The sequence below is a fragment of the Streptomyces sp. BL1 genome (assembly GCF_057628045.1).
The window spans coordinates 3,642,501-3,662,602 of record NZ_JBXYWZ010000002.1 but is presented as its reverse complement, the minus strand read 5'-3'; the positions used below and the strand labels follow the sequence as shown (position 1 = coordinate 3,662,602).

Here is a 20,102-nt window from a genome sequence, read left to right as displayed (position 1 = left end):
CGCCCTGGACGCCGCGCTGTTGGGGGCGGGCCTCGTCAGCCCTTCCCCTCCTCCCGCTCCCTGCGGTCCAGGGCGCGGTGCCCGCTCCGTGCGGCGAGCAGCGCCAGCAGTACGGAGGAGCACGTGGCGGTCAGCACCATGCGCAGCCTCAGCTCCCCGTCCGGTGCGACCGCGGCCGCGAGGCCGCCCAGCAGCAGCGCGCCGCCCGACGCGTAGCACCAGGGTGCCGCGACACGGTGCACCAGCAGCCACTCCCGGTCGCCGGCCAGCGAACGCCGCGTACGGATGCCCGCGACGCGGTTGCGGTGCAGCCGGCCCGTCGCACCGAGCCGGCCGATGGCGGCGATGAGCAGCCCGCCGACGGCGAGGACGACGGCGAGCGCCAGCCGGCTGAGGGCGTCCGGACCTTCACCTGCGCTGGTGACGCTCGCGATGACAGGCATCGGTGCTCGTGCCTCCGTCCGCGGTGGGCGCCCCCGGTCCGTGCCAGCGTACGGCGCGCGGAGGCGGCGGAGTGGCCCAGCGCACAGTCCCGTTCCGCACGCCGGGTGCGGCGCGTGAGCCAGTGCACAGCGCCGCCGTCCGCGACGCCCGCCACGGGTGAGCTCACCCACAAGGCCGAACGCCCCTACGAGCGGCCTTAGGAGTACGGGCTGCCGGACCGGCCGGAGCGGTGCGCGCGTCGCCGGAGTGTCAGATGTGCGAGCGGAAGCGGCAGTTCGTGCGAAATGTGCACTGGGTCACGGTGGAATGTCCGGAAAGTCGGGCAAGGGGGTTCAGGTAACTACGGGTGGTTTTAGTAATAAGGGTCGTTGTCTGAGGCGAATGGTCCGGGTTACCAATGCATCTGTTCCCGGCACGTACGGCGCAGACGGCGCCTCCGCACCGGTGAGCACGTCCCCGTACGACCGGCGCGTCCCACGACGGCACGCGCCTCCCGCATTCGCACCGCTCCGGAGGTACTGCCCGTATGTCGAAGACCACCACGAACCGCACCGCCAAGGCCGACGCCCGTACCCGTACGCGGGCCGCGGTGCTCGCCGCGGGCTTCGGCGCGTCGATGGCCCTGGGGGCCGGCGTGGCGATCGCCGCCGACGGGGCGCACACCACCGCCGGGCAGGACACCTTCGCCGCGTCGACCGCGATACATCTGGCCGACTCCACCCGTTCGCAGGCCGACACCCAGAACGCCGTCGCGCAGGCCGCGAAGAAGGCCGAGCAGCGCAAGCAGGAGGCGAAGGCCAAGGCGGCGCGCGACGCCGCGCGCAAGGAGGCCTCCTGGGTGAAGCCCGTCGTCGGCAAGTACTCGCTCGGCCCGTCCATGGGCAAGAGCGGCAGCCACTGGGCGCACGGCCACTCCGGCCAGGACCTCGTGGCCGACCCCGGCACGAAGGTGCTGTCCGCGCACCACGGCACCGTCGTGAAGGCCGGCGGCAACGGCGCGGGCGACGGCCCCGCGTACGGCAACGCCGTCGTCATCAAGCACAAGGACGGCACGTACACCCAGTACGCGCACATGAAGACGCTCAAGGTCCACGCGGGCCAGCAGGTGAAGACCGGTCAGCAGATCGGCACCGTCGGCTCCACCGGCAACTCCACAGGCCCGCACCTGCACTTCGAGGTCCGCAGCACCCCCGACTACGGCTCCGCCAAGGACCCGGTCGCGGGCATGAAGCACGCCGGCGTCCGCCTGTAAGACAGGCTTCGCCTGTCAGTCGGGCCCCCGCCCGTAAGCCGGGCTTTCGCCCGTAAGCAGCCCGACGTCAGGTGAGCGGCAGCCGGTACGTACCGCCGGAGAGGGGTTCGACCAGGCCGTCGGCGACGAGCCCGTCCAGCGCCCGTGCGCGCTGGACGGGCTCGTTCCACACCCGGTCCAGGTCCGCCTGCGGCACCGGATCGACCGCCTCCCGCAGGACGGCCAGCAGCTTGCCCCGCACCTGACGGTCCGTCCCCGCGTACGACTGGGTCCGGCGCGCCGGGCCCTCGTGCTCGGGCGCCCCCGCCAGCTGCCACGCGCACTGCTCCGTGATCGGGCAGCGGCCGCACTGCGGGCTGCGCGCCGTGCACACCAGCGCGCCCAGCTCCATCGTGGCGGCGGCCCAACGGGACGCCGTCGCCTCGTCGTCGGGCAGCAGCGCCCGCGCCAGCCTCCGCTCGGCGGCGGTCGTCGCGTTCGGCGGATACTGCGCGCCGCTCACCGCCCGCGCGAAGACCCGGCGCACATTGGTGTCCAGCACCGCGTGCCGCTGCCCGTACGCGAACGAGGCCACGGCGGCCGCCGTGTACTCCCCGACGCCCGGCAGCGCCAGCAGCTGCGCGTGGCTCTCCGGAACGTCCCCGCCGTGCCGCTCCGCTATCGCCGCCGCCGCGCCGTGCAGCCGCAGCGCACGCCGCGGGTAGCCGAGCCGGCCCCAGGCGCGTACGGCCTCGCCCGGCGCCTCCTCGGCCAGATCGGCCGGGCGGGGCCAGCGCTCCAGCCACTCCTCGTACACCGGGAGCACCCGGTTCACAGGGGTCTGCTGCAGCATGAACTCGCTGACCATCACACCCCAGGCCCCCGCCTCCGGGCGGCGCCAGGGCAGGTCGCGGGCGTGCGTGGCGAACCAGTCGTTGACGGGGGAATGCAGGGCCCGAGCGGTCTCGGCGGACGCGGCGGCAGATACGGAGGTCGCAGTCATGGCACTCACGATCCTGGCACGGACGCGGGCGCCGGAGAAATGTCCGCATGCGCGGTACACGCGCGCGGCACGGCGGTCATTCCCAACATCCGTACGGCGGGCCCCTCTTGGGCGCCGGGGCGGCGGAAGCCGGTGAACGCGCAGCGCTTCCGTACCGTCACATCGGGCGAACAGCGCAGCCTGCGGCTGACGTTCGGCTGACGTCCGGTCAGCCGGAACCGGCCGCGCCCGCCAGCTCATCACAAAAGTCGTCCGATCCGGCGGCGGGTACGGCTCTGTGGTGCGGGTGTTGTCTCGTAAGGTTTCCGCGTGGGATCTCTGCGCAATCCGATCGGGCCGCTCCCCTCCTCCATCTACTGGCGACGGAGGGCGGTCGCTCTTGCCGTGCTGGCGCTGCTGGTCCTGCTGATCGTGTGGGCGTTCAGCCTCGGCGGTGGCGGCAGCAGCGACCAGGGCAAGGGCGAGGGCGGCGGCGGCCCCGCCGGCACCATCACCCCGGGACCGAGCGACTCCGGGCCCGCGATCACCGAACGGCCCGGCGGCCGCGACACCGGCGGCGGTACGGGCGGTACGGGCGGCGCCGACGCGGGAGGGGCCGGCTCGGGCGGTTCGGGCGGCGCCGGTGGCGGCGCGGTCGCCCCGCCTGTCTGGGCACCGGGCCCCGGCTCCGGCACGGACGCCGAGAGCACCACGGGCGGTGGCAGCACGGCAGGCGGCGGCGCGGGAGGCGGCGGCAGCGCCGGCGGCGACGCGGGCAAGGGGCTGCCGGACTGCGGGCCTTCCGCGGTCTCGGTGTCGCTGAGCAGCGTCAAGGACACCTACGAGGCGGGCGAGAAGCCGAAGTTCGAGCTCACGGCGAAGAACAGCCGGGGCAGCGCGTGCAAGATCGACCTCGGCCGCGCGGCGAGCGTCGTCACGGTCAAGGACTCGGCGGGCGACAAGGTCTGGGCGTCCGACGACTGCCCCCGCGAGGACTCCCCGGTCCTCGCGGAGATCCCCGCGAACGGCGAGTCCACGCACACCCTGACGTGGCTGCGGAAGCCGAGCGCCGCCAACTGCGGGACGCCTCCGGCGGGTTCGGCGAAGCCGGGCAAGTACGAGGTGGAGCTGAAGCTCCACGCCCTCAAAACCCTCAAAACCAAGTTCGAACTCGCCTGACGGCGGCGGCTCCGCCGCCCCGGTGTGGGCCAGGCGTGCCCCGAGGTGTGGGCAGCTGGTCCGCCAAGGGGCGGAACGGGTGGGCACACCGGACCGCACCCGCGCAGGGAACGCACCCCGAACGCAACGCAGGCGCCCCTGGGGCGCGTACGTCACGTGCGGGGGACAGACCTCGCGGGTGCGGTCCCGGTGCCCGCCCGTTCCGCCCCCGAGGGCGGACCAGCCGCCCACCGAGGGGCAAGACCCGCCAGGGTCAGACGTAGCGCTCCAGGATCGACGACTCCGCGAGGCGCGAGAGGCCCTCGCGGACCGACCGCGCCCGCGCCTCGCCCACGCCGTCGACCGTCTGCAGGTCGTCGACGCTCGCCGCCAACAGCTTCTGCAGGCCCCCGAAGTGGTCCACGAGCCGTTCGATGACCGCGCCCGGCAGCCGCGGCACCTTCGCCAGCAGCCGGAAACCGCGCGGCGACACCGCGGAGTCGAGCGTCTCCGGCGAGCCGCTGTAGCCCAGGGCCCGCGCGACCGTGGGCAGTTCGAGCAGCTCGGAGTGGGTGAGCCGGTCCAGCTCGCCGAGCGCTTCGGCGACCGTACGGGACCGGCGGCCGCTCGGCTGCGGCACGTAGTCGCGCGCCACCAGCTCCCGCTCCGGCTCGACGCCGGCGATCAGCTCGTCGAGCTGGAGGGACAGCAGCCGCCCGTCCGTGCCGAGTTCGACCACGTACTCGGCGATCTCCGTGGCGATGCGCCGCACCATCTCCAGCCGCTGTGCGACGGCCGTGACGTCGCGGACCGTCACCAAGTCCTCGATCTCCAGCGCCGACAGCGTGCCGGCGACCTCGTCGAGCCGCAGCTTGTACCGCTCCAGGGTCGCGAGCGCCTGGTTCGCGCGGGACAGGATCGCCGCGGACTCCTCCAGCACGCGCCGCTCGCCGTCGACGTACAGCGCGATCAGCCGCATCGACTGGCTGACGGAGACCACCGGGAACCCGGTCTGGATGGACACCCGCTGCGCCGTACGGTGCCGGGTGCCGGTCTCCTCGGTGGGGATCGCCGCGTCGGGGACGAGCTGCACACCGGCCCGCACGATCTTCGAGATGTCGCGGTCCAGGATCAGCGCGCCGTCCAGCTTGCACAGTTCGCGCAGCCGGGTCGCGGAGAAGTCGACATCCAGGATGAAGCCGCCCGTGCACAGCGTCTCCATGGTCTTGTCCATGCCGAGCACGATGAGACCGCCGGTGTTGCCGCGCAGAATGCGCTCGAGCCCGTCACGCAGGGCCGTTCCCGGGGCGACCGCGCTCAGCGATGCGCGCATCAGACCCTCGGCACCGGAACTCCCGCCGGCCCTGCCGGAAGCTGCTGCCCGGTCGTTGGCTGCCACTGCACTCCTTAGGTCGTGCGTCCGCGTGTTGTGCCTCGGCCCGGCCTGCTGCTCCGGCCGGGGACCGGCCCGCGGCCGGGCCGCCTCGGGGCGAGTGTCCCCGGGGGATGCGGCATCACCGGGGTGAGATCGGGCCAAAGTCTACCGGCGTCAGTTCTCCGCCCCTCGCGCAGCGGCACGCGCCGGGCGGGCGGGGAGCACCCGCAGTGCCTCCCCCATGTCCGCGACCTCCAGCACCCGCATGCCGTCCGGGATCTTCCCCGGGTCGGTCGGCACCAGCGCGTGCGTGAAGCCGAGCCGCGCCGCCTCCGCCAGCCGCCGCTGTACGCCCGTCACCCGCCGGACCTCGCCCGCGAGTCCGACCTCGCCGATCGCCACCAGGTTCTTCGGGAGCGGCGCGTCGCTCGCGCCGCTGGCCAGCGCCAGCGCGACCGCCAGGTCGGCGGCGGGCTCGGACAGCTTCACCCCGCCGACCGTCGCGGTGTAGATGTCGCGTTTGCCCAGGGCGCTGATCCGGCCGCGCTGCTCCAGCACCGCCAGCATCATCGACACCCGGGACGTCTCCAGGCCCGAAGTCGTCCTGCGCGGCGAGGGGATCTGGCTGTCGACGGTCAGCGCCTGCACCTCGGTGACCAGCGGCCGCCGCCCCTCCAGCGTCACCGTCAGACAGGTGCCCGGCACCGGTTCGGCGCGCCGGGTGAGGAACAGGCCCGAGGGGTCGGCGAGTCCGGTGATGCCCTCGTCGTGCAGCTCGAAGCAGCCGACCTCGTCCGTCGTGCCGTATCTGTTCTTCACGCCGCGCACGAGGCGCAGCCGCGCGTGCCGGTCGCCCTCGAAGTTCAGCACCACGTCGACGAGATGCTCCAGCAGCCGCGGCCCCGCGATCGAACCGTCCTTCGTGACATGGCCGACCAGCAGCGTCGACATGCCGCGCTCCTTCGACGCGCGGATCAGCGCCCCGGCCACCTCGCGCACCTGCGAGACACCGCCGGGCGCGCCGTCGATCTCCGGTGAGGCGACGGTCTGTACGGAGTCGAGGATCAGCAACGACGGCTTCACCTCGTCCAGATGACCGAGCACCGCCGACAGATCCGTCTCCGCGGTGAGATAGAGGTGGTCGCTTATCGCGCCGATCCGGTCGGCCCGCAGGCGCACCTGCGCCGCGGACTCCTCCCCGGTCACATACAGCGTGCGCTGCGACGCGCTGCTCGCCTTCGCCGCGACGTCCAGCAGCAGTGTCGACTTGCCGACGCCGGGCTCCCCGGCCAGCAGCGCCACGGCGCCCGGCACGAGCCCGCCGCCGAGCACCCGGTCCAGCTCGTCGACGCCGGTGCTGCGCGCCGTGGCCTGTTTGCCGTCGACCTCGCCGATCGGCAGCGCGGAGGCGGTGACGCGACCGGCCGCGGTCGTCCGCACGGCGGAGGCGCCGCCGGTCTCCTCGACGGTGCCCCATGCGTGACATTCCGGGCAGCGGCCGAGCCACTTGGCGGTCTGCCAGCCGCATTCGGTACAGCGGTACGAGGGACGGTCCTTGGCGGACGACTTTCGGGCAGCCATGACGGTCACCGTATCCGCAGCCACCGACACCGGGGCCCGCCGTGCCCGCCGCGTACGGCAGGGAGCGCCGCCGCGTACCGCCGGAGCGGGAGGGGGAGTTCAGCCGGAACGTCCCCCCTGTCCCCCATCGAAGGAACTAGTCACCCGTAAGGATTAAACCCGCGCAAGCGGGTCCAGCGAAGCGCCATCATCCGCCTACCGTCGCCGAGTGATGAGCACCAGGCGCGAGCACCTCACGGAGACCACCGGCGCACACCGGGCGCACCCGGTGCGGGAGCCGAAGCAGTACGAACGCTCGGGGCGGCAGGACAGTCGCAGCGGCAGTACGGTGCCCGATCCGCGGTCCACCGTCTTCCCCATGGACCGCTACGAGCCGTTCCTGGACGGCCTGTTCACGTACTGCCTGTCCGTCATGTGCGAGCACGACGCGGCCACCGCCGCGCTCGGGGAGGCCCTCGCCCTCGCCGAGCGCCGGCACGACCGCGGCCGCGTGCCGACCGAGCCGGGCCTGCACCGCCCCTGGCTGTACTCCCTGGTGCGCTGGGCCTGTCTGCGCCGGCTCGCCGAGCAGGGCGGGGAGAGCGACACGTCCCGCTCCGCGCCGGTCCCGGGCGCCACGGGCGAGCTGTCCACAGCGGCGGCCAACCAGCGCCGGCGCGAACTGGCCGCGCTGGCCTGGCCGGAGGCCGCCGGGACGGCCCCCGAGCAGCGCGAGGCCCTGGAGCTCGCCGTCCGCCACGGCCTGCCGGCGCACGAGGTCGCCGCCGTGCTCTCGCTCAGCCCGGAGTCCGCGAGCGGTCTGCTCGCCAACGCCGCCTGCGAGGTGGAGCGCACCCGCGCGGCGCTCGCCGTCGTGAAGTCCGGCGGCTGCCCCGCCGTCGCCCGCCTCGCGGGCGACGACCACCTCCTGCTCGGTACGGCGCTGCGCCGCGAGCTCGTCCGGCACGTCGACGAGTGCGTCGAGTGCCGGCGTGCCGCCGAGCGCGCCATGGCGGGTGTCGGCTGGCCGGGCACGGCCCCGGCGGGCACCGCGCAGCTCGCCGTGCTGGAGGCCCCGCGCCCCGCGGTGCACGCCGCGGTCGCCGCCGTCCGCCGGGCCAGGGTGCAGTACAGCCCACGGTTCGCGAAGTCCGGTTTCCCCGCGCAGGTCAAGGACCGCGAGGCGCGCCGGGACCGGATGCGCAGCAGGGTCGTCACGACCACGGTCGTCGCCACGGTGCTGACCGCGCCGGTCCTCGCGCTCCTGGCGGCGTACCGGGGCGCGCCGCTCACCGGCGAGACCGACGGCTCCGCCGTCTCCGCCACCGAGCACGACGCCCGCCCCGGCATGGACGGCGAGCCGTACGAGAACGCCGCGCAGGGCACAGGACCCGACAAGTCGCCAGGAAAGAAAGGGAGTTCGAGCCCCTCCGCCTCGGGCGACGTGTCGGTCGCGGTCGACAGCGGGCGGGGGAGAGGCAAGGAGAGCGGGACCCCTTCGTCCGCGCCGCCGACGTCGGGGGACCGCGCGGGAGCGCCCGGCCGGCTCAGCGTCGACGCGCAGCCGTCCGGCGACAGCACCCTCATCACGCTGCGCGCCTCCGGCGGCCGGCCCGTCCAGTGGAGCGCGGCGCCGGACGCCGGGTGGCTGCTCCTCAGCCAGTCGCAGGGGCAGCTCAGCCCCGGTGAGTCGACCACGATCCGGGTCACCGTGGACCACGCGCGGGAGCCCGCAGGCGCCTGGTCGGCGGCCGTGCGGATCGCCCCCGCCGGCGCCGTCATCACGCTGGAGGGCCGCGGCCAGTCGCAGAGTCCTACCCAGAGCCCCACCGACGAGCCGACGACGCCGCCCCCCTCGCAGGAGCCGACCCCGTCGGACCCGCCGTCCTCGCCGCCGCCCTCCTCGGACTCCCCGAGCCCGCCCCCCTCGGGCTCGGAGAGCGGCTCCCCGGCCCCGGGCTGACCCGCCCCGGAGACGCCGCACGCCCCGGAGACGCCCCGTACGAGCCGGGAACGCCGTACGAGCCGAGCGCCGTTCACGCCGCGAAAGCGGTACGGGCCGCGCGGCGGGTGCCGTGCGGCCCGTACGGACAGCGGTCTGCGGGGAGTTCAGGGTGCGGGGAGTTCGGTCCCCGGTGGGAGTCCGGCCCCTGCCGGGAGTTCAGCCGTCGGTGGGCGGCGGGTCCGCGGGGTGCGGTGCCAGCAGCGGCAGCCCCTTCGGCAGGGCCGCGAGCCGCTCCTCGCACATGCCGGCCAGCACGGCGTAGCCGCCCTCGCCCATCAGCTCCGTCAACTCCGGCTTGTACGACACGTACACGGGGTCGGTCGCGCCGTGCGCCGACGGCGCCGAGGTGCACCACCAGTTGAAGTCGTGCCCGCCGGAGCCCCAGCCCGCCCGCTCGTACTCGCCGATCGACACGATCAGCTTCTGCTCGCCGTCCGGCTGCTCCACCCACTCGTACGTGCGCCGCACCGGGACCTGCCAGCACACGTCCGGCTTCGTCTCCAGCGGTTCCTTGTCCTCCTGCAGCGCGAGGATGTGCAGCGCACAGCCGTAACCGCCGGAGAATCCCGGCCGGTTGTGGAAGATGCAGGCGCCCTGCCAGCGCCGGGTCTGCCGGTCGCCGTCCTCGTCCACCTGCGTCCAGCCCGACGTGGTGCCCACGTCGTGGAACTGCCAGGTGTCCGGCGTCAGCCGGGCGACGTTCTCCGCCACCCGCTGCTCGTCCTCCTCGTCGGCGAAGTGCGCGCCGAGCGTGCAGCAGCCGTCCGCGGCGCGGCCCGGCTGGATGCCCTGACAGCCCTGCCCGAACACGCAGTTCCAGCGGGACGTCAGCCACGTCAGGTCGCAGCGGAAGATCTGTTCCTCGTCGGCGGGGTCGGGGAATTCGACCCAGGCGCGCGGAAAGCCCGGCGCGACCTCCTCACTACGGGGCTCCGGCACGGTGTCCTCACCGGTCACCGCGGCCGCGGACTTGCCCTGCTTCTTGTACTTCGCCGCTTTCGTCTTACCCACGCCCCCAACCCTAAGCGCGACGGACCCGGGCGCGGCGCATACGGACCGGGTCGTTCCTTCCGCACATCAGGCCGCCTGCCCACGCGGTCGTGCGGGGGGCTAGCGTGCAGTACATGAGACTCGGTGTCCTCGACGTGGGCTCGAACACGGTCCACCTGCTCGTCGTCGACGCGCATCCCGGCGCGCGTCCCCTGCCCGCCTACTCCCACAAGGCGGAGCTGAAACTCGCCGAACTACTCGACGACGACGGCGCGATCAGCCCTCAAGGCATCGACAGGCTCAGCTCCACCGTCAGCGACGCCCTGCGGGTGTCGGAGGACATGGGTGTCGAGGATCTGCTGCCGTTCGCCACCTCGGCGGTGCGCGAAGCGGGCAACGCGGACCAGGTGCTGGCCCGTGTCGCCGACGACACCGGCGTGAAGCTGGAGGTGCTGTCCGGCGAGGACGAGTCACGGCTCACATTCCTCGCCGCGCGCCGCTGGTTCGGCTGGTCAGCGGGCCGGCTGCTGGTGCTCGACATCGGCGGCGGCTCCCTGGAGGTCGCGTACGGGCTGGACGAGGAGCCCGACGCGGCCGTCTCGCTGCCGCTCGGCGCGGGCCGGCTCACCTCCGGCTGGCTGCCCGGCGACCCGCCGGAGTCGGGCGACATCCGCGCGCTGCGCCGGCACGTACGGGCCGAAATCGCCCGTGTCGTGGGCGAGTTCAGCCGGTTCAGCCCGCCCGACCACGTCGTCGCCACCTCGAAGACGTTCAAGCAGCTGGCCCGCCTCGGCGGCGCGGCCCGCTCCACCGAGGGGCTGTACGTCCAGCGGGAGCTGACGCTGAAGTCGCTGGAGGAGTGGCTGCCCAAGCTCGCGGACATGCCGGCTGCCGAACGGGCCGAGCAGCCCGGCATCTCGGAGGGCCGGGCGCACCAGCTGCTGGCGGGCGCTCTGGTCGCGGAGGGCGCCCTGGAGCTGTTCAACATCTCGCGGGTGGAGATCTGCCCGTGGGCGCTGCGCGAGGGCGTGATCCTCCGCCGCCTGGACCACCTGCGCTGACGGCCCGCCCCGTACGCGTCGCGGCCCGCGCCGGGTGCCGGCCGCCCGTTCTGCTCCCCCGCTCGGACGGCCCGCGGTCTGCTCGCCCGCCGTACGTTCTAGGCTGTCTGTCGTGGTGTCCCCAGCAGTGCGCGTCCCCGGTGCGAAGGTCGCGCTGTCCACGGCCTCGGTCTATCCGGAATCCACGGCCACGGCCTTCGAGATCGCCGCCCGGCTCGGGTACGACGGTGTCGAGGTCATGGTGTGGACCGACCCCGTCAGCCAGGATGTGCAGGCCCTGCGCAGACTGTCCGACTTCCACGGCGTACCGGTGCTCGCCGTGCACGCGCCGTGTCTGCTCATCACGCAGCGGGTGTGGTCGACCGACCCGTGGACGAAGCTCCAGCGGGCCCGCGTCACGGCGGAGGAGCTCGGCGCCTCGACCGTCGTCGTGCACCCGCCCTTCCGGTGGCAGCGGAACTACGCCCGGGAGTTCGTGGACGGCGTGTGGCGCATGGCGGGCGAGACGGATGTGCGCTTCGCCGTGGAGAACATGTACCCGTGGCGCTACCGCGACCGGGAGATGATGGCGTACGCGCCGGACTGGGACCCCACCCAGGACGACTACCGGCACTTCACGATCGACCTGTCGCACACGGCGACGGCCCGTACGGACGCCCTCGCCATGCTGGACCGCATGGGCGACCGCATCGGCCATGTGCACATCGCCGACGGCAACGGCTCCGCGAAGGACGAGCACCTGGTGCCGGGCCGCGGCAAGCAGCCCTGCGGCGAACTGTTGGGCCGGCTCGCCGCGCAGGGCTTCGACGGGCACGTCGTCGTCGAGGTGAACACCCGGCGGGCCATGTCGGGCGCGGAGCGGGAGGAGGACCTCGCGGAGGCCCTGGCCTTCACCCGCCTCCATCTCGCCGCCGCGGCCCCGGACCTCCCGGAGCGGCCGTGACCGGTCGTCCCGCCCGCAGACGGGGCCGCCCCGCCTCGGCGGACCGCGACGAGAGCACGCCGGCCGCGCGCGACCGCATCCTCGTGTCGGCCCGCACCGAGTTCTCCGAGCGCGGCTACGACAAGGCGTCCATCCGCGCCATCGCCCGCGGCGCGGAGGTCGATCCGGCGCTGGTGCACCACTACTTCGGCACCAAGGAGGAGGTCTTCGCCGCCGCGGTCGAGGGCGCCTTCACGCCCGCCATGCACGTACCGGACCTGCTCGTCACGGGCAGCCGGGACGATGTGGGGGAGCGGCTGGTCCGCTTCATGTTCGGGGTGTGGGAGAACGCGCTGACCCGCGAGCCGCTGCTGGCGATCGTGCGCTCGGCGATGAACAACGAGACCGCCGCGCGGATCTTCCGCGGGCTGATCAGCCGCCAGCTGGTGTCCCGCGTCGCGGAGGAACTGGACGCGCCGGACGCCACCCTGCGGGTCGAGCTGGCCGTCGCACAGCTGGTCGGCTCCGCCCTGCTGCGGTACGTGATCAAGGTGGAGCCGCTGGCGTCGGCGGACCAGGAGGAGCTGGTCCGGCGGCTGGCCCCGGTGGTGCAGCACCATCTGTTCGGCGACTGACCGGCCGTCCTGTCCGCATGCCGGCCGGTCTGTGGGGCCCGCGTTCCGGCGGCCACGTCGAATACATCTCAGATTCCGGTCCCCCCGTCCCGGATCTTGAACTCGGGGCGTAGCCTCGGAAGACACGCTCATTTCGTACACAAGGAGTGGAGCAGCCATGCCCGAGCTGAGGTCCCGCACCGTCACACACGGCCGCAACATGGCGGGCGCGCGCGCCCTTATGCAGGCCTCGGGCGTAGCGCGGTCCGACATCGGGCGGAAGCCGATCATCGCGGTGGCAAACAGCTTCACCGAGTTCGTGCCGGGCCACACCCACCTCGCGCCCGTGGGCCGGATCGTCTCCGAGGCGATCCAGGAAGCGGGCGGTATCGCCCGCGAGTTCAACACCATCGCCGTGGACGACGGCATCGCGATGGGCCACGGCGGGATGCTCTACTCCCTGCCCTCCCGCGATCTGATCGCGGACTCCGTGGAGTACATGACGGAGGCGCACTGCGCGGACGCGCTGATCTGCATCTCCAACTGCGACAAGATCACCCCCGGGATGCTGATGGCCGCGATGCGGCTCAACATCCCCACCGTGTTCGTGTCCGGCGGCCCGATGGAGTCCGGCACCGCGACGCTGGTGAACGGCACCGTCAAGAAACTCGACCTGGTCTCGGCGATCTCCGAGTCCGCCAACGACAGCGTCTCCGACGAGGACCTGCGCCGTATCGAGGACGCCGCCTGCCCGACGTGCGGCTCCTGTTCGGGCATGTTCACCGCCAACTCGATGAACTGCCTCACCGAGGCGATCGGCCTCTCCCTGCCGGGCAACGGCTCCGTGCTCGCCACCCACACCGCGCGCAAGGAGCTGTACCAGACGGCGGGCCGTACGGTCGTCGACATCGCGAACCGGTACTACGGCGAGGACGACGCCACGGTCCTGCCGCGCACCGTCGCCTCCCGCGCCGCCTTCGAGAACGCCATGGCCCTGGACATCGCCATGGGCGGCTCGACCAACACGATCCTGCACCTGCTGGCCGCCGCGCACGAGGCCGAGCTCGACTTCCGCATGAAGGACATCGACGAGCTGTCCCGCGCGCTGCCCTGCCTCTCCAAGGTCGCGCCCAACGGCTCGTACTACATGGAGGACGTGCACCGGGCCGGCGGCATCCCCGCCATCCTCGGCGAGCTGTACCGCGCGGGCCTGCTCAACGAGGACGTCTCCTCCGTGCACAGCCCCACCCTCGCCGACTGGCTCAAGAACTGGGACATCCGCGGCGGTTCGCCGTCCGCCGAGGCCCTGGAGCTGTTCCACGCGGCGCCCGGCTGCGTCCGCTCCTCCCAGGCCTTCTCGCAGTCCGAGCGCTGGGACACCCTGGACACCGACGCGGCCGACGGCTGCATCCGCGACGTCGACCACGCGTACTCGCAGCAGGGCGGTCTCGCCGTGCTGTACGGCAACCTCGCCGAGAACGGCTGCGTCGTGAAGACCGCCGGCGTCGACGAGTCGATCCTGACCTTCACAGGACCTGCCGTGGTCTGCGAGTCCCAGGACGAGGCCGTCGAGCGGATCCTCAACAAGGAGGTCAAGGAGGGCGATGTCGTCGTCATCCGCTACGAGGGCCCCAAGGGCGGCCCCGGCATGCAGGAGATGCTGTACCCGACGTCCTTCCTGAAGGGCCGCGGACTCGGCAAGGCCTGCGCGCTGATCACCGACGGCCGCTTCTCCGGCGGCACTTCGGGCCTCTCCATCGGCCACGCCTCCCCGGAGGCGGCGTCCGGCGGCGCCATCGCGCTGGTCGAGGACGGCGACGAGATCGCCATCGACATCCCGAACCGCACGATGGAACTCGTCGTCCCCGACGCCGAGCTGGCCGCCCGCCGCGAGGCCCTGAACGGCACGTACGCCCCGAAGAACCGCGAACGCAAGGTCTCCACGGCCCTGCGCGCCTACGCCGCGATGGCCACCAGCGCCGACAAGGGCGCAGTCCGCGACCTGACCCAACTGGGCTGACCCGCGCCTGGGGCCGCCGCTTTCCGGCCCCCTGTTTCCGCCCCGGCGAGTCCCTTCCTTCTCCGCCGCAGCGGGAATCTCCCCGACGGATCCGGGCGGCGGTCTGAACGCAACTCGCGCTCAGACCGCCGCCCGCCCGCGCTCAACTCGCTTTCCGCCGCTGCGGAAATGGGCCGCAGGGGCGAAGCCCGAGGGGGTCCGGGGTCTCCCCGGTTCCGGGAAGGGGCGGGTCGGGGAAAGGGCGCCGCCAGGCACCACCCGCAGCGCCGCCGCCAGGCATAATCGCCCCGTGCATCCCAACGAGCCCGCCGACCCGGGCACCCCCCGACCGGAACCGCTCCGCTTCTTCGGCACGAGCTGGGTCGACCACACCGACGGCTACGCCGTCCGCCGCGCGGCCCTCGCCGCCGGCGCGCTGCTCGCGGCGGTGGCCGGCGCGTTCCTGCTCCGGCTCGCGTACCAGGGGCTCGCCATCGCCCAGGTCGGCGGCTGGATCACCGTGCTGATGGTGGCGGCCTTCGCCATGTGCAGCGCGCTCGCCTTCTCCCGCACGCTCGGCGGCTTCACGGCCCGCGACGGGCAGTCCGGGCGGAGCGCCCCGGACTCGTCGCTGCGCAGCGTGAAGACGATCGGCTTCATCGGCGTCCTCCTCGCGTACGCGGTCCGCTGCGCCGTCGAGGCGCCCGGCGAGAAGCTGCACCGCCGCGAGTACGAGGAGGCGCTGGCCCGCCACGAGCGGCGGCGCTCCTCCCGTACGGGCAACCCCGCGGCGAAGCGGAAGGCCAAGAGCAAGAACAGGCGCTGAGGGGCGCGGGGCACACACGGAAGCGCCCGCCCGCACCGGACGAACCGGTTGCGGACGGGCGCTCCGTCATGCCGGGCCGTACGCGGTCTCACGCACGGCGCCGCGCACAGGGTGCGGGGCTCACACTCCGGTGTGCTCCCGCGTCGCCCCGGACCCGGCGTACTCCGCCTGCTCCGGAACCGGCTTCCGCGCGGCCCTGTTGTGCTCCTCCTCCCAGGTGGAGAGCGCCAGCCCGCACGCGTGGTCCACGTGCCGGAGGCCGGAGAGGTTCAGCTCCACGGCCCGGTCGGAGGGCAGCGCCTCCAGCTGGTCCTGGAGCTTGGGCAGCCGCAGGAAGGTCGCGTTGCCCAGCACCATCACCCGCAGGGGACGGTCCGGGCCCGGGTCCTCCGTCTCCACGTGTACGTGGGAGGTCTCCCAGGCGGTCTTGATCACGGACATCAGCAGACCGATGATGACGCCCTCGAACATGTCGGTGACGACGATCGCGATCGCGGTGGTCGCCAGCACCACGGCCTCGGACCGGTGCGAGCGCCACAGCGGCATGAAGTCCTTGACCGGGAGCAGCTTCCACCCGGCGTGGACCAGGACACCGGCGAGCGAGGCCAGCGGGACCAGCCCGAGCACCGCGGGGAACGCCGCGGCGAACACCAGGATCCAGAGCCCGTGCAGGATGCGCGACAGCTTCGTCTTCGCCCCCGCGTGCACGTTCGCCGAGCTGCGGACGATGACCGCGGTCATCGGCAGCGCGCCGAGCACACCGCAGACGGCGTTGCCCGCGCCCTGCGCGATCAGCTCCTTGTCGTAGTGCGTCTTCGGGCCGTCGTGCAGCCGGTCCACGGCCGCGGCGCTGAACAGCGACTCGGCGGAGGCGATCAGCGTGAAGGCGAGCACCGTGCCGAGCATCCCGGCCGAGAGCAGCCCGGAGAACTCTCCGAGCGGCGGCGGCTGGATGGCCTCGAGCAGCCCGCTGACCTCGACCCGTGCGACGGGCAGGTCCATCGCCACGGTCATGACCGTGGCCAGCAGCACCGCGGCCAGCGGCGCGGGGATGATCTTCTGTGCGGCCTTCCACTTCGGCCAGAACGCGAGCACCAGGATGGTGCCCACACCGATCGCGACGGCGATCATGGCCTTGCTGTCCCCGAGGGTGCTGGTGACCAGCTTCCCGAGACCGAAGACCTTGTCGAGCCCGCTGCTGGGCTGGTCCGCGTCGGCCAGCGCGTACACCTGGCCGGCCATGATGACCAGGCCGATGCCCGCGAGCATGCCCTGCACCACGGCGACCGAGATCGCGCGGAACCAGCGGCCGATCTTGAGCACACCCATGGCGAGCTGGAGCAGACCGGTGGCGAGGACGATGACGCCCAGCGCGGCGAGCCCGTGCGTCTGCACGGCCTCGTAGCAGAGCACGGTCAGACCGGCCGCGGGGCCGCTGACCTGGAGTGAACTGCCCGGCAGGAAGCCGGTGACCAGACCGCCGACGATGCCGGTGATCAGGCCGAGTTCGGCGGGCACCCCGGACGCCACGGCCACGCCGACGCACAGCGGCACGGCGACGAGGAAGACGACGAGGGACGCGGTGAAGTCGGCGCGCAGAGTGCCGCGGCTGCGCATCGGGTTGATCATGCGCCACAGTCCGCCGCCGGAGGCGGCTGCCCCGGCGCCGGGGGCGTTCGAGGGACTGCTCCCCTGATGCTGTGTCATGTCGTCAGCCCTCCTCAGACCGGAAGGAAGGCGTCGGACTCCGGCTGGTGCGCGAGCACCAGGCCGCTGTCGATCGTGTAGAACCAGCCGTGCAGAGACAGCTCACCGGCGGCCTCCCGCTCGGCGACACACGGGTAGTCGCGCAGCCGGTCCAGCTGGCCGCGGACGTGCCGCTGGACGGCGGAGGAGACGCAGGTCTCCTCCTTCTCGGTGCTGTCGGCGAGTTCGGCGGGCTCGGCCAGCTGGTTCGCCAGCCAGCCGCCGACGGCGGGAACCGCCGCCAGATCCTCACCGCGCACCCGGGCGCCCACGGCGCCGCAGTGCGAGTGTCCGCAGACGATGATGTGCGGCACCCGGAGAACGCTCACCGCGTACTCGATGGTGGCTGCCTCGCCGCTGGGGTGATCCGCGGCGCCGTAGGGCGGTACCGCGTTGCCCGCCGTGCGCAGCTCGAACAGTTCACCGGGGCGTGCCCCGGTGAACAGGGACGGCACGACCCGGGAGTCGGAGCAGGTGATGAAGAGGGCTTCGGGCGACTGTCCCTTGGCCAGCCGGCCGTAGCTCTCGCGTTCGTCGTCGAGCGTGCTTATCCGGGAGTGGAAGTCGCGGGCGTTATGGATGAAGGACTGCATGAGGGTTACCTCCGGGCCCGGTCCTGCTGCACAGCGGACACCTGCCCATCGCCGCCTGGCCACGCTGCCATGGGGCGTGGGCTGGGGGACGAGGTGCCTGCGCAGAACGGGGCGAGTTCGTAGCGTCGTTGTTCGGCGTTACGGACAGGGATGCGCGCGGATAGGCGTGACCGCCACGCGGTACGGAGGCGTGGTGGAAACGCGGATATACGGCGCTTTCACGGACGGGGCAGGAAATGCCCCGGGCCCGGAATCAGCAGCGGAACACCTGGTGCAGCACGGAGAGATCCACTGATCTCCCGCGCGGGAAAGCTTCACTCCCCGTGACCGGGACCACGTATTTGGGGCCCAGGTCCGGACTGGCGTGGCAAACGCACATGTGCAGTGGATTCGCCGCCGGCGAGGGAGTGTTGACCGGGTTGCGCGCTCCGCGGTGCGACTTGCAGTCGGCGGGCACCGTCTGCGGCGAGTCCTCGGAGGAGTACTTCGTCCCCTCCGCTGACACGACGCCGTGCTCGGTGACCGGGACGACCTGCGCTGCCGCGCTGTCGGCGGCCAGGAGTGCGGAAAGCAGGAGGGCGATCGCGGTGACGAACGTACGGAGGACGGACGTGCTGCGTCGCATTTGCTCCCCCTTCCGCGCCACGGTCGACAGTCAGCTCCATTGTGTCCAAGCCGTCGTGCCAATTTGCAAGTCGCCCTGTGAACGCTGAGTGAACACCGACGCAGAATTGGCCTGATAACGCTCCTCACGCTCAGGAATGTCCGCCTTGTGAGACGGCGTACGCGCTTGACGCGCCGGTGCGTGCGCAGGAGTATTCAACACATGATGAATAACTCTCGGGACCCTGGCACCGACCCCGGGTCCGCTCCACCGCCGGTCACGGAGCCCGCCCTCCGCGCAGCCGGCCTCACCGTCGTACGCGGCACCCGTACGGTCATCGACGACCTCTCCTTCGCCATCCCGCCGGGCACCGTCACCGGCCTCCTCGGCCCCTCCGGCTGCGGCAAATCCACCCTCATGCGGGCCATCGTCGGCACCCAGGCCAAGGTCACCGGCACCCTCGAAGTCCTCGGCCGCCCCGCCGGATCACCCCCGCTGCGCTCCCGCGTCGGCTACGTCACGCAGTCACCCAGCGTCTACGGCGACCTGACGGCCCGTCAGAACCTCGACTACTACGCCGCCGTCCTCGGCATCCCCCGCCGCGACCGCGCCGCCGCTGTCGGCCAGGCCCTCGACGACGTCGACCTCATGTCGCACGCCGACGACCTCACCGCCAACCTCTCCGGCGGCCAGCGCTCCCGCGTCTCCCTCGCCGTCGCCCTGCTGGGCAGGGCACCGCTGCTGGTCCTCGACGAGCCGACCGTCGGCCTCGACCCCGTGCTCCGCCGTGACCTGTGGGACCTCTTCAACAGGCTGGCCGCGGAACGTACTCCGGACGGCGGCAGCCGCACCCTGCTCATCTCCTCGCACGTCATGGACGAGGCCGACCGCTGCCAGAACCTGCTCCTGATGCGCGAGGGCCGGCTGCTCGCCACCGGCTCCCCCGACGCGCTCCGCGCCGACACCGGCACCGAGACCGTCGAGGACGCCTTCCTCAAGCTGGTGGACGAGGCCCGCTCCACCCCCACCCCCGGGAGCCCGCAATGAGCCTCTCGCGCACCCTCGCCACCGCACGCCGGGTCCTCCGCCAGCTCAGCCACGACCCGCGCACCATCGCGCTGCTGCTCCTCGTCCCCGTCCTGCTGCTGGTGCTCCTCTACTACGTCTTCGACGCCGACCGCCAGAGCTTCGACGGCATCGGCGCCTCCCTGCTCGGGATCTTCCCGCTGGTGACGATGTTCCTGGTCACCTCCATCGCCACGCTCCGCGAACGCACCTCGGGCACCCTGGAGCGGCTGCTCTCCATGCCGCTGGGCAAGGGCGACCTGATCCTCGGCTACGCCCTCGCCTTCGGCCTGCTCGCCGCCGTCCAGGCGAGCGTCGCCACCGGAGTCGCCGTCTGGCTGCTGGACCTCAACTTCGCGGGCTCGCCCTGGCTGCTGCTCCTGATCGCCCTGCTCGACGCGGTCCTCGGCACCGCACTCGGCCTGTTCGTCTCGGCCTTCGCCGCCTCGGAGTTCCAGGTCGTCCAGTTCATGCCGGCCGTGATCTTCCCGCAGCTCCTGCTGTGCGGCCTCTTCGCACCGCGCGACACCATGCAGCCCGTCCTCGAATACATCTCGAACGTGCTGCCCATGTCGTACGCCGTCGACGGCATGACCGAGGTGCTCACCCACACCGAGATGACGGGCGACTACGTACGGGACGCGGTCATCGTCGCCGGCGCGGCCCTCCTCGTCCTCGCCCTCGGCGCCGCGACCCTGCGCCGCCGCACGCCGTAAGAGCACACGCGGCGACGGCCCCACCGGGGCCTTCCACCAGTCGGACAGACGGAGCACGGGGTTCGGGGCGGGTGCGAGTATGGCGCCGACGCATGCACGCACTGGACGAGGTGAGCCGCCCCATGACCCAGAAAGTCGCAGTCCTCGGCACCGGCAAGATCGGTGAAGCCCTGCTCTCCGGCATGCTCCGCGGCGGCTGGTCCCCGTCCAA

General features: G+C 72.6%; 20 protein-coding genes (1 of these 20 only partly in view). 12 read left to right on the top strand and 8 right to left on the bottom strand.

Annotated elements, in window-relative coordinates:
• Positions 1 to 35: 35 nt before the first annotated feature.
• Positions 36 to 443, bottom strand: a complete 408-nt coding sequence (locus AC3AGO_RS16160; protein ID WP_487820904.1) for an SdpI family protein — start codon at positions 441 to 443, stop codon at positions 36 to 38.
• 527 nt (positions 444 to 970) lie between these two features.
• Between AC3AGO_RS16160 and AC3AGO_RS16155 the strand changes: the two genes are divergently transcribed.
• Entirely contained in the window at positions 971 to 1,696 is a 726-nt protein-coding gene (locus AC3AGO_RS16155; protein WP_487820903.1) for a M23 family metallopeptidase, read from the top strand.
• A gap of 67 nt (positions 1,697 to 1,763) precedes the next feature.
• Here the strand turns inward: AC3AGO_RS16155 and AC3AGO_RS16150 are convergent, their stop codons facing one another.
• On the bottom strand, positions 1,764 to 2,678 hold the full coding sequence (locus AC3AGO_RS16150; protein ID WP_487820902.1) for an HhH-GPD family protein: 915 nt from the start codon (positions 2,676 to 2,678) through the stop codon (positions 1,764 to 1,766).
• Positions 2,679 to 2,717: 39 nt separating this feature from the next.
• On the opposite strand from AC3AGO_RS16150, the gene AC3AGO_RS16145 reads away from it, so the two are divergent.
• Entirely contained in the window at positions 2,718 to 2,879 is a 162-nt protein-coding gene (locus AC3AGO_RS16145; protein ID WP_487820901.1) for a hypothetical protein, read from the top strand.
• A gap of 108 nt (positions 2,880 to 2,987) precedes the next feature.
• Positions 2,988 to 3,836, top strand: a complete 849-nt coding sequence (locus AC3AGO_RS16140) for a hypothetical protein (RefSeq protein WP_487820900.1) — start codon at positions 2,988 to 2,990, stop codon at positions 3,834 to 3,836.
• 253 nt (positions 3,837 to 4,089) lie between these two features.
• On the opposite strand, the gene disA is transcribed toward AC3AGO_RS16140, so the two are convergent.
• Both disA and radA read right to left on the bottom strand, forming a co-directional pair.
• Positions 4,090 to 5,214: a DNA integrity scanning diadenylate cyclase DisA gene (gene disA / locus AC3AGO_RS16135; RefSeq protein ID WP_487820899.1), complete on the bottom strand. Its 1,125-nt coding sequence runs from the start codon at positions 5,212 to 5,214 to the stop codon at positions 4,090 to 4,092.
• A gap of 150 nt (positions 5,215 to 5,364) precedes the next feature.
• The gene (gene radA / locus AC3AGO_RS16130; RefSeq protein WP_487820898.1) at positions 5,365 to 6,771 is read right to left on the bottom strand and encodes a DNA repair protein RadA; all 1,407 of its coding nucleotides are present in this window, start codon (positions 6,769 to 6,771) and stop codon (positions 5,365 to 5,367) included.
• A 211-nt stretch (positions 6,772 to 6,982) separates the two neighbouring features.
• Here radA and AC3AGO_RS16125 point away from each other — a divergent pair, with 211 nt between their 5' ends.
• Positions 6,983 to 8,713 carry a BACON domain-containing protein gene (locus tag AC3AGO_RS16125; protein ID WP_487820897.1) on the top strand — a complete coding sequence of 577 codons (1,731 nt, stop codon included), beginning with the start codon at positions 6,983 to 6,985 and terminating at the stop codon, positions 8,711 to 8,713.
• Positions 8,714 to 8,911: 198 nt separating this feature from the next.
• Here AC3AGO_RS16125 and AC3AGO_RS16120 read toward each other — a convergent pair whose 3' ends face one another.
• Positions 8,912 to 9,766, bottom strand: coding sequence for a DUF3109 family protein (locus tag AC3AGO_RS16120; protein WP_487820896.1), 855 nt, complete (start codon positions 9,764 to 9,766; stop codon positions 8,912 to 8,914).
• A 113-nt stretch (positions 9,767 to 9,879) separates the two neighbouring features.
• Between AC3AGO_RS16120 and AC3AGO_RS16115 the strand changes: the two genes are divergently transcribed.
• The 5 genes from AC3AGO_RS16115 to AC3AGO_RS16095 all read left to right on the top strand — a co-directional run bounded on the left by AC3AGO_RS16115 (position 9,880) and on the right by AC3AGO_RS16095 (position 15,167).
• Complete coding sequence (locus AC3AGO_RS16115; protein WP_487820895.1) at positions 9,880 to 10,806, top strand: Ppx/GppA family phosphatase; 927 nt, start codon at positions 9,880 to 9,882, stop codon at positions 10,804 to 10,806.
• A gap of 112 nt (positions 10,807 to 10,918) precedes the next feature.
• On the top strand, positions 10,919 to 11,749 hold the full coding sequence (locus AC3AGO_RS16110) for a sugar phosphate isomerase/epimerase family protein (RefSeq protein WP_487820894.1): 831 nt from the start codon (positions 10,919 to 10,921) through the stop codon (positions 11,747 to 11,749).
• A complete protein-coding gene (locus AC3AGO_RS16105) occupies positions 11,746 to 12,363 on the top strand; it encodes a TetR/AcrR family transcriptional regulator (RefSeq protein ID WP_487820893.1) in 618 nt (205 codons plus the stop codon). Before AC3AGO_RS16110 ends, AC3AGO_RS16105 begins: the two co-directional genes overlap by 4 nt.
• Before the next feature lie 157 nt (positions 12,364 to 12,520).
• The gene (ilvD, locus tag AC3AGO_RS16100) at positions 12,521 to 14,362 is read left to right on the top strand and encodes a dihydroxy-acid dehydratase (RefSeq protein WP_487820892.1); all 1,842 of its coding nucleotides are present in this window, start codon (positions 12,521 to 12,523) and stop codon (positions 14,360 to 14,362) included.
• 289 nt (positions 14,363 to 14,651) lie between these two features.
• A complete protein-coding gene (locus AC3AGO_RS16095) occupies positions 14,652 to 15,167 on the top strand; it encodes a hypothetical protein (protein WP_487820891.1) in 516 nt (171 codons plus the stop codon).
• 120 nt (positions 15,168 to 15,287) lie between these two features.
• On the opposite strand, the gene AC3AGO_RS16090 is transcribed toward AC3AGO_RS16095, so the two are convergent.
• The 3 genes from AC3AGO_RS16090 to AC3AGO_RS16080 form a co-directional block, all read right to left on the bottom strand.
• Entirely contained in the window at positions 15,288 to 16,796 is a 1,509-nt protein-coding gene (locus AC3AGO_RS16090; RefSeq protein WP_487824678.1) for a SulP family inorganic anion transporter, read from the bottom strand.
• 92 nt (positions 16,797 to 16,888) lie between these two features.
• The gene (locus AC3AGO_RS16085) at positions 16,889 to 17,506 is read right to left on the bottom strand and encodes a carbonic anhydrase (protein ID WP_487820890.1); all 618 of its coding nucleotides are present in this window, start codon (positions 17,504 to 17,506) and stop codon (positions 16,889 to 16,891) included.
• Positions 17,507 to 17,759: 253 nt separating this feature from the next.
• On the bottom strand, positions 17,760 to 18,131 hold the full coding sequence (locus tag AC3AGO_RS16080) for a hypothetical protein (RefSeq protein WP_487820889.1): 372 nt from the start codon (positions 18,129 to 18,131) through the stop codon (positions 17,760 to 17,762).
• A 201-nt stretch (positions 18,132 to 18,332) separates the two neighbouring features.
• On the opposite strand from AC3AGO_RS16080, the gene AC3AGO_RS16075 reads away from it, so the two are divergent.
• The 3 genes from AC3AGO_RS16075 to proC form a co-directional block, all read left to right on the top strand.
• Positions 18,333 to 19,157 (top strand): ABC transporter ATP-binding protein, encoded by an 825-nt coding sequence (locus tag AC3AGO_RS16075; RefSeq protein WP_487820888.1) that lies wholly within the window; start codon positions 18,333 to 18,335, stop codon positions 19,155 to 19,157.
• The gene (locus AC3AGO_RS16070) at positions 19,154 to 19,891 is read left to right on the top strand and encodes an ABC transporter permease (protein WP_487820887.1); all 738 of its coding nucleotides are present in this window, start codon (positions 19,154 to 19,156) and stop codon (positions 19,889 to 19,891) included. Before AC3AGO_RS16075 ends, AC3AGO_RS16070 begins: the two co-directional genes overlap by 4 nt.
• 122 nt (positions 19,892 to 20,013) lie before the next feature.
• On the top strand, positions 20,014 to 20,102 hold the 5' end (the start) of the coding sequence (gene proC, locus AC3AGO_RS16065; protein WP_487820886.1) for a pyrroline-5-carboxylate reductase. Its footprint extends 721 nt past the window's final position; 89 of the gene's 810 nt are visible here — the first part of the coding sequence; it begins with the start codon at positions 20,014 to 20,016; the stop codon falls past the right edge of the window.

Coding starts and splice junctions, on each gene's coding strand:
- AC3AGO_RS16145 (WP_487820901.1), top strand. CDS start 2,718: ATGTCCGCATGCGCGGTACACGCGCGCGGCACGGCGGTCATTCCCAAC.
- AC3AGO_RS16090 (WP_487824678.1), bottom strand. CDS start 16,796: ATGATCAACCCGATGCGCAGCCGCGGCACTCTGCGCGCCGACTTCACC.
- AC3AGO_RS16080 (WP_487820889.1), bottom strand. CDS start 18,131: ATGCGACGCAGCACGTCCGTCCTCCGTACGTTCGTCACCGCGATCGCC.
- AC3AGO_RS16075 (WP_487820888.1), top strand. CDS start 18,333: ATGATGAATAACTCTCGGGACCCTGGCACCGACCCCGGGTCCGCTCCA.
- ilvD (WP_487820892.1), top strand. CDS start 12,521: ATGCCCGAGCTGAGGTCCCGCACCGTCACACACGGCCGCAACATGGCG.
- AC3AGO_RS16160 (WP_487820904.1), bottom strand. CDS start 443: ATGCCTGTCATCGCGAGCGTCACCAGCGCAGGTGAAGGTCCGGACGCC.
- radA (WP_487820898.1), bottom strand. CDS start 6,771: ATGGCTGCCCGAAAGTCGTCCGCCAAGGACCGTCCCTCGTACCGCTGT.
- AC3AGO_RS16085 (WP_487820890.1), bottom strand. CDS start 17,506: ATGCAGTCCTTCATCCATAACGCCCGCGACTTCCACTCCCGGATAAGC.
- AC3AGO_RS16155 (WP_487820903.1), top strand. CDS start 971: ATGTCGAAGACCACCACGAACCGCACCGCCAAGGCCGACGCCCGTACC.
- AC3AGO_RS16115 (WP_487820895.1), top strand. CDS start 9,880: ATGAGACTCGGTGTCCTCGACGTGGGCTCGAACACGGTCCACCTGCTC.
- AC3AGO_RS16125 (WP_487820897.1), top strand. CDS start 6,983: ATGAGCACCAGGCGCGAGCACCTCACGGAGACCACCGGCGCACACCGG.
- AC3AGO_RS16150 (WP_487820902.1), bottom strand. CDS start 2,678: ATGACTGCGACCTCCGTATCTGCCGCCGCGTCCGCCGAGACCGCTCGG.
- AC3AGO_RS16070 (WP_487820887.1), top strand. CDS start 19,154: ATGAGCCTCTCGCGCACCCTCGCCACCGCACGCCGGGTCCTCCGCCAG.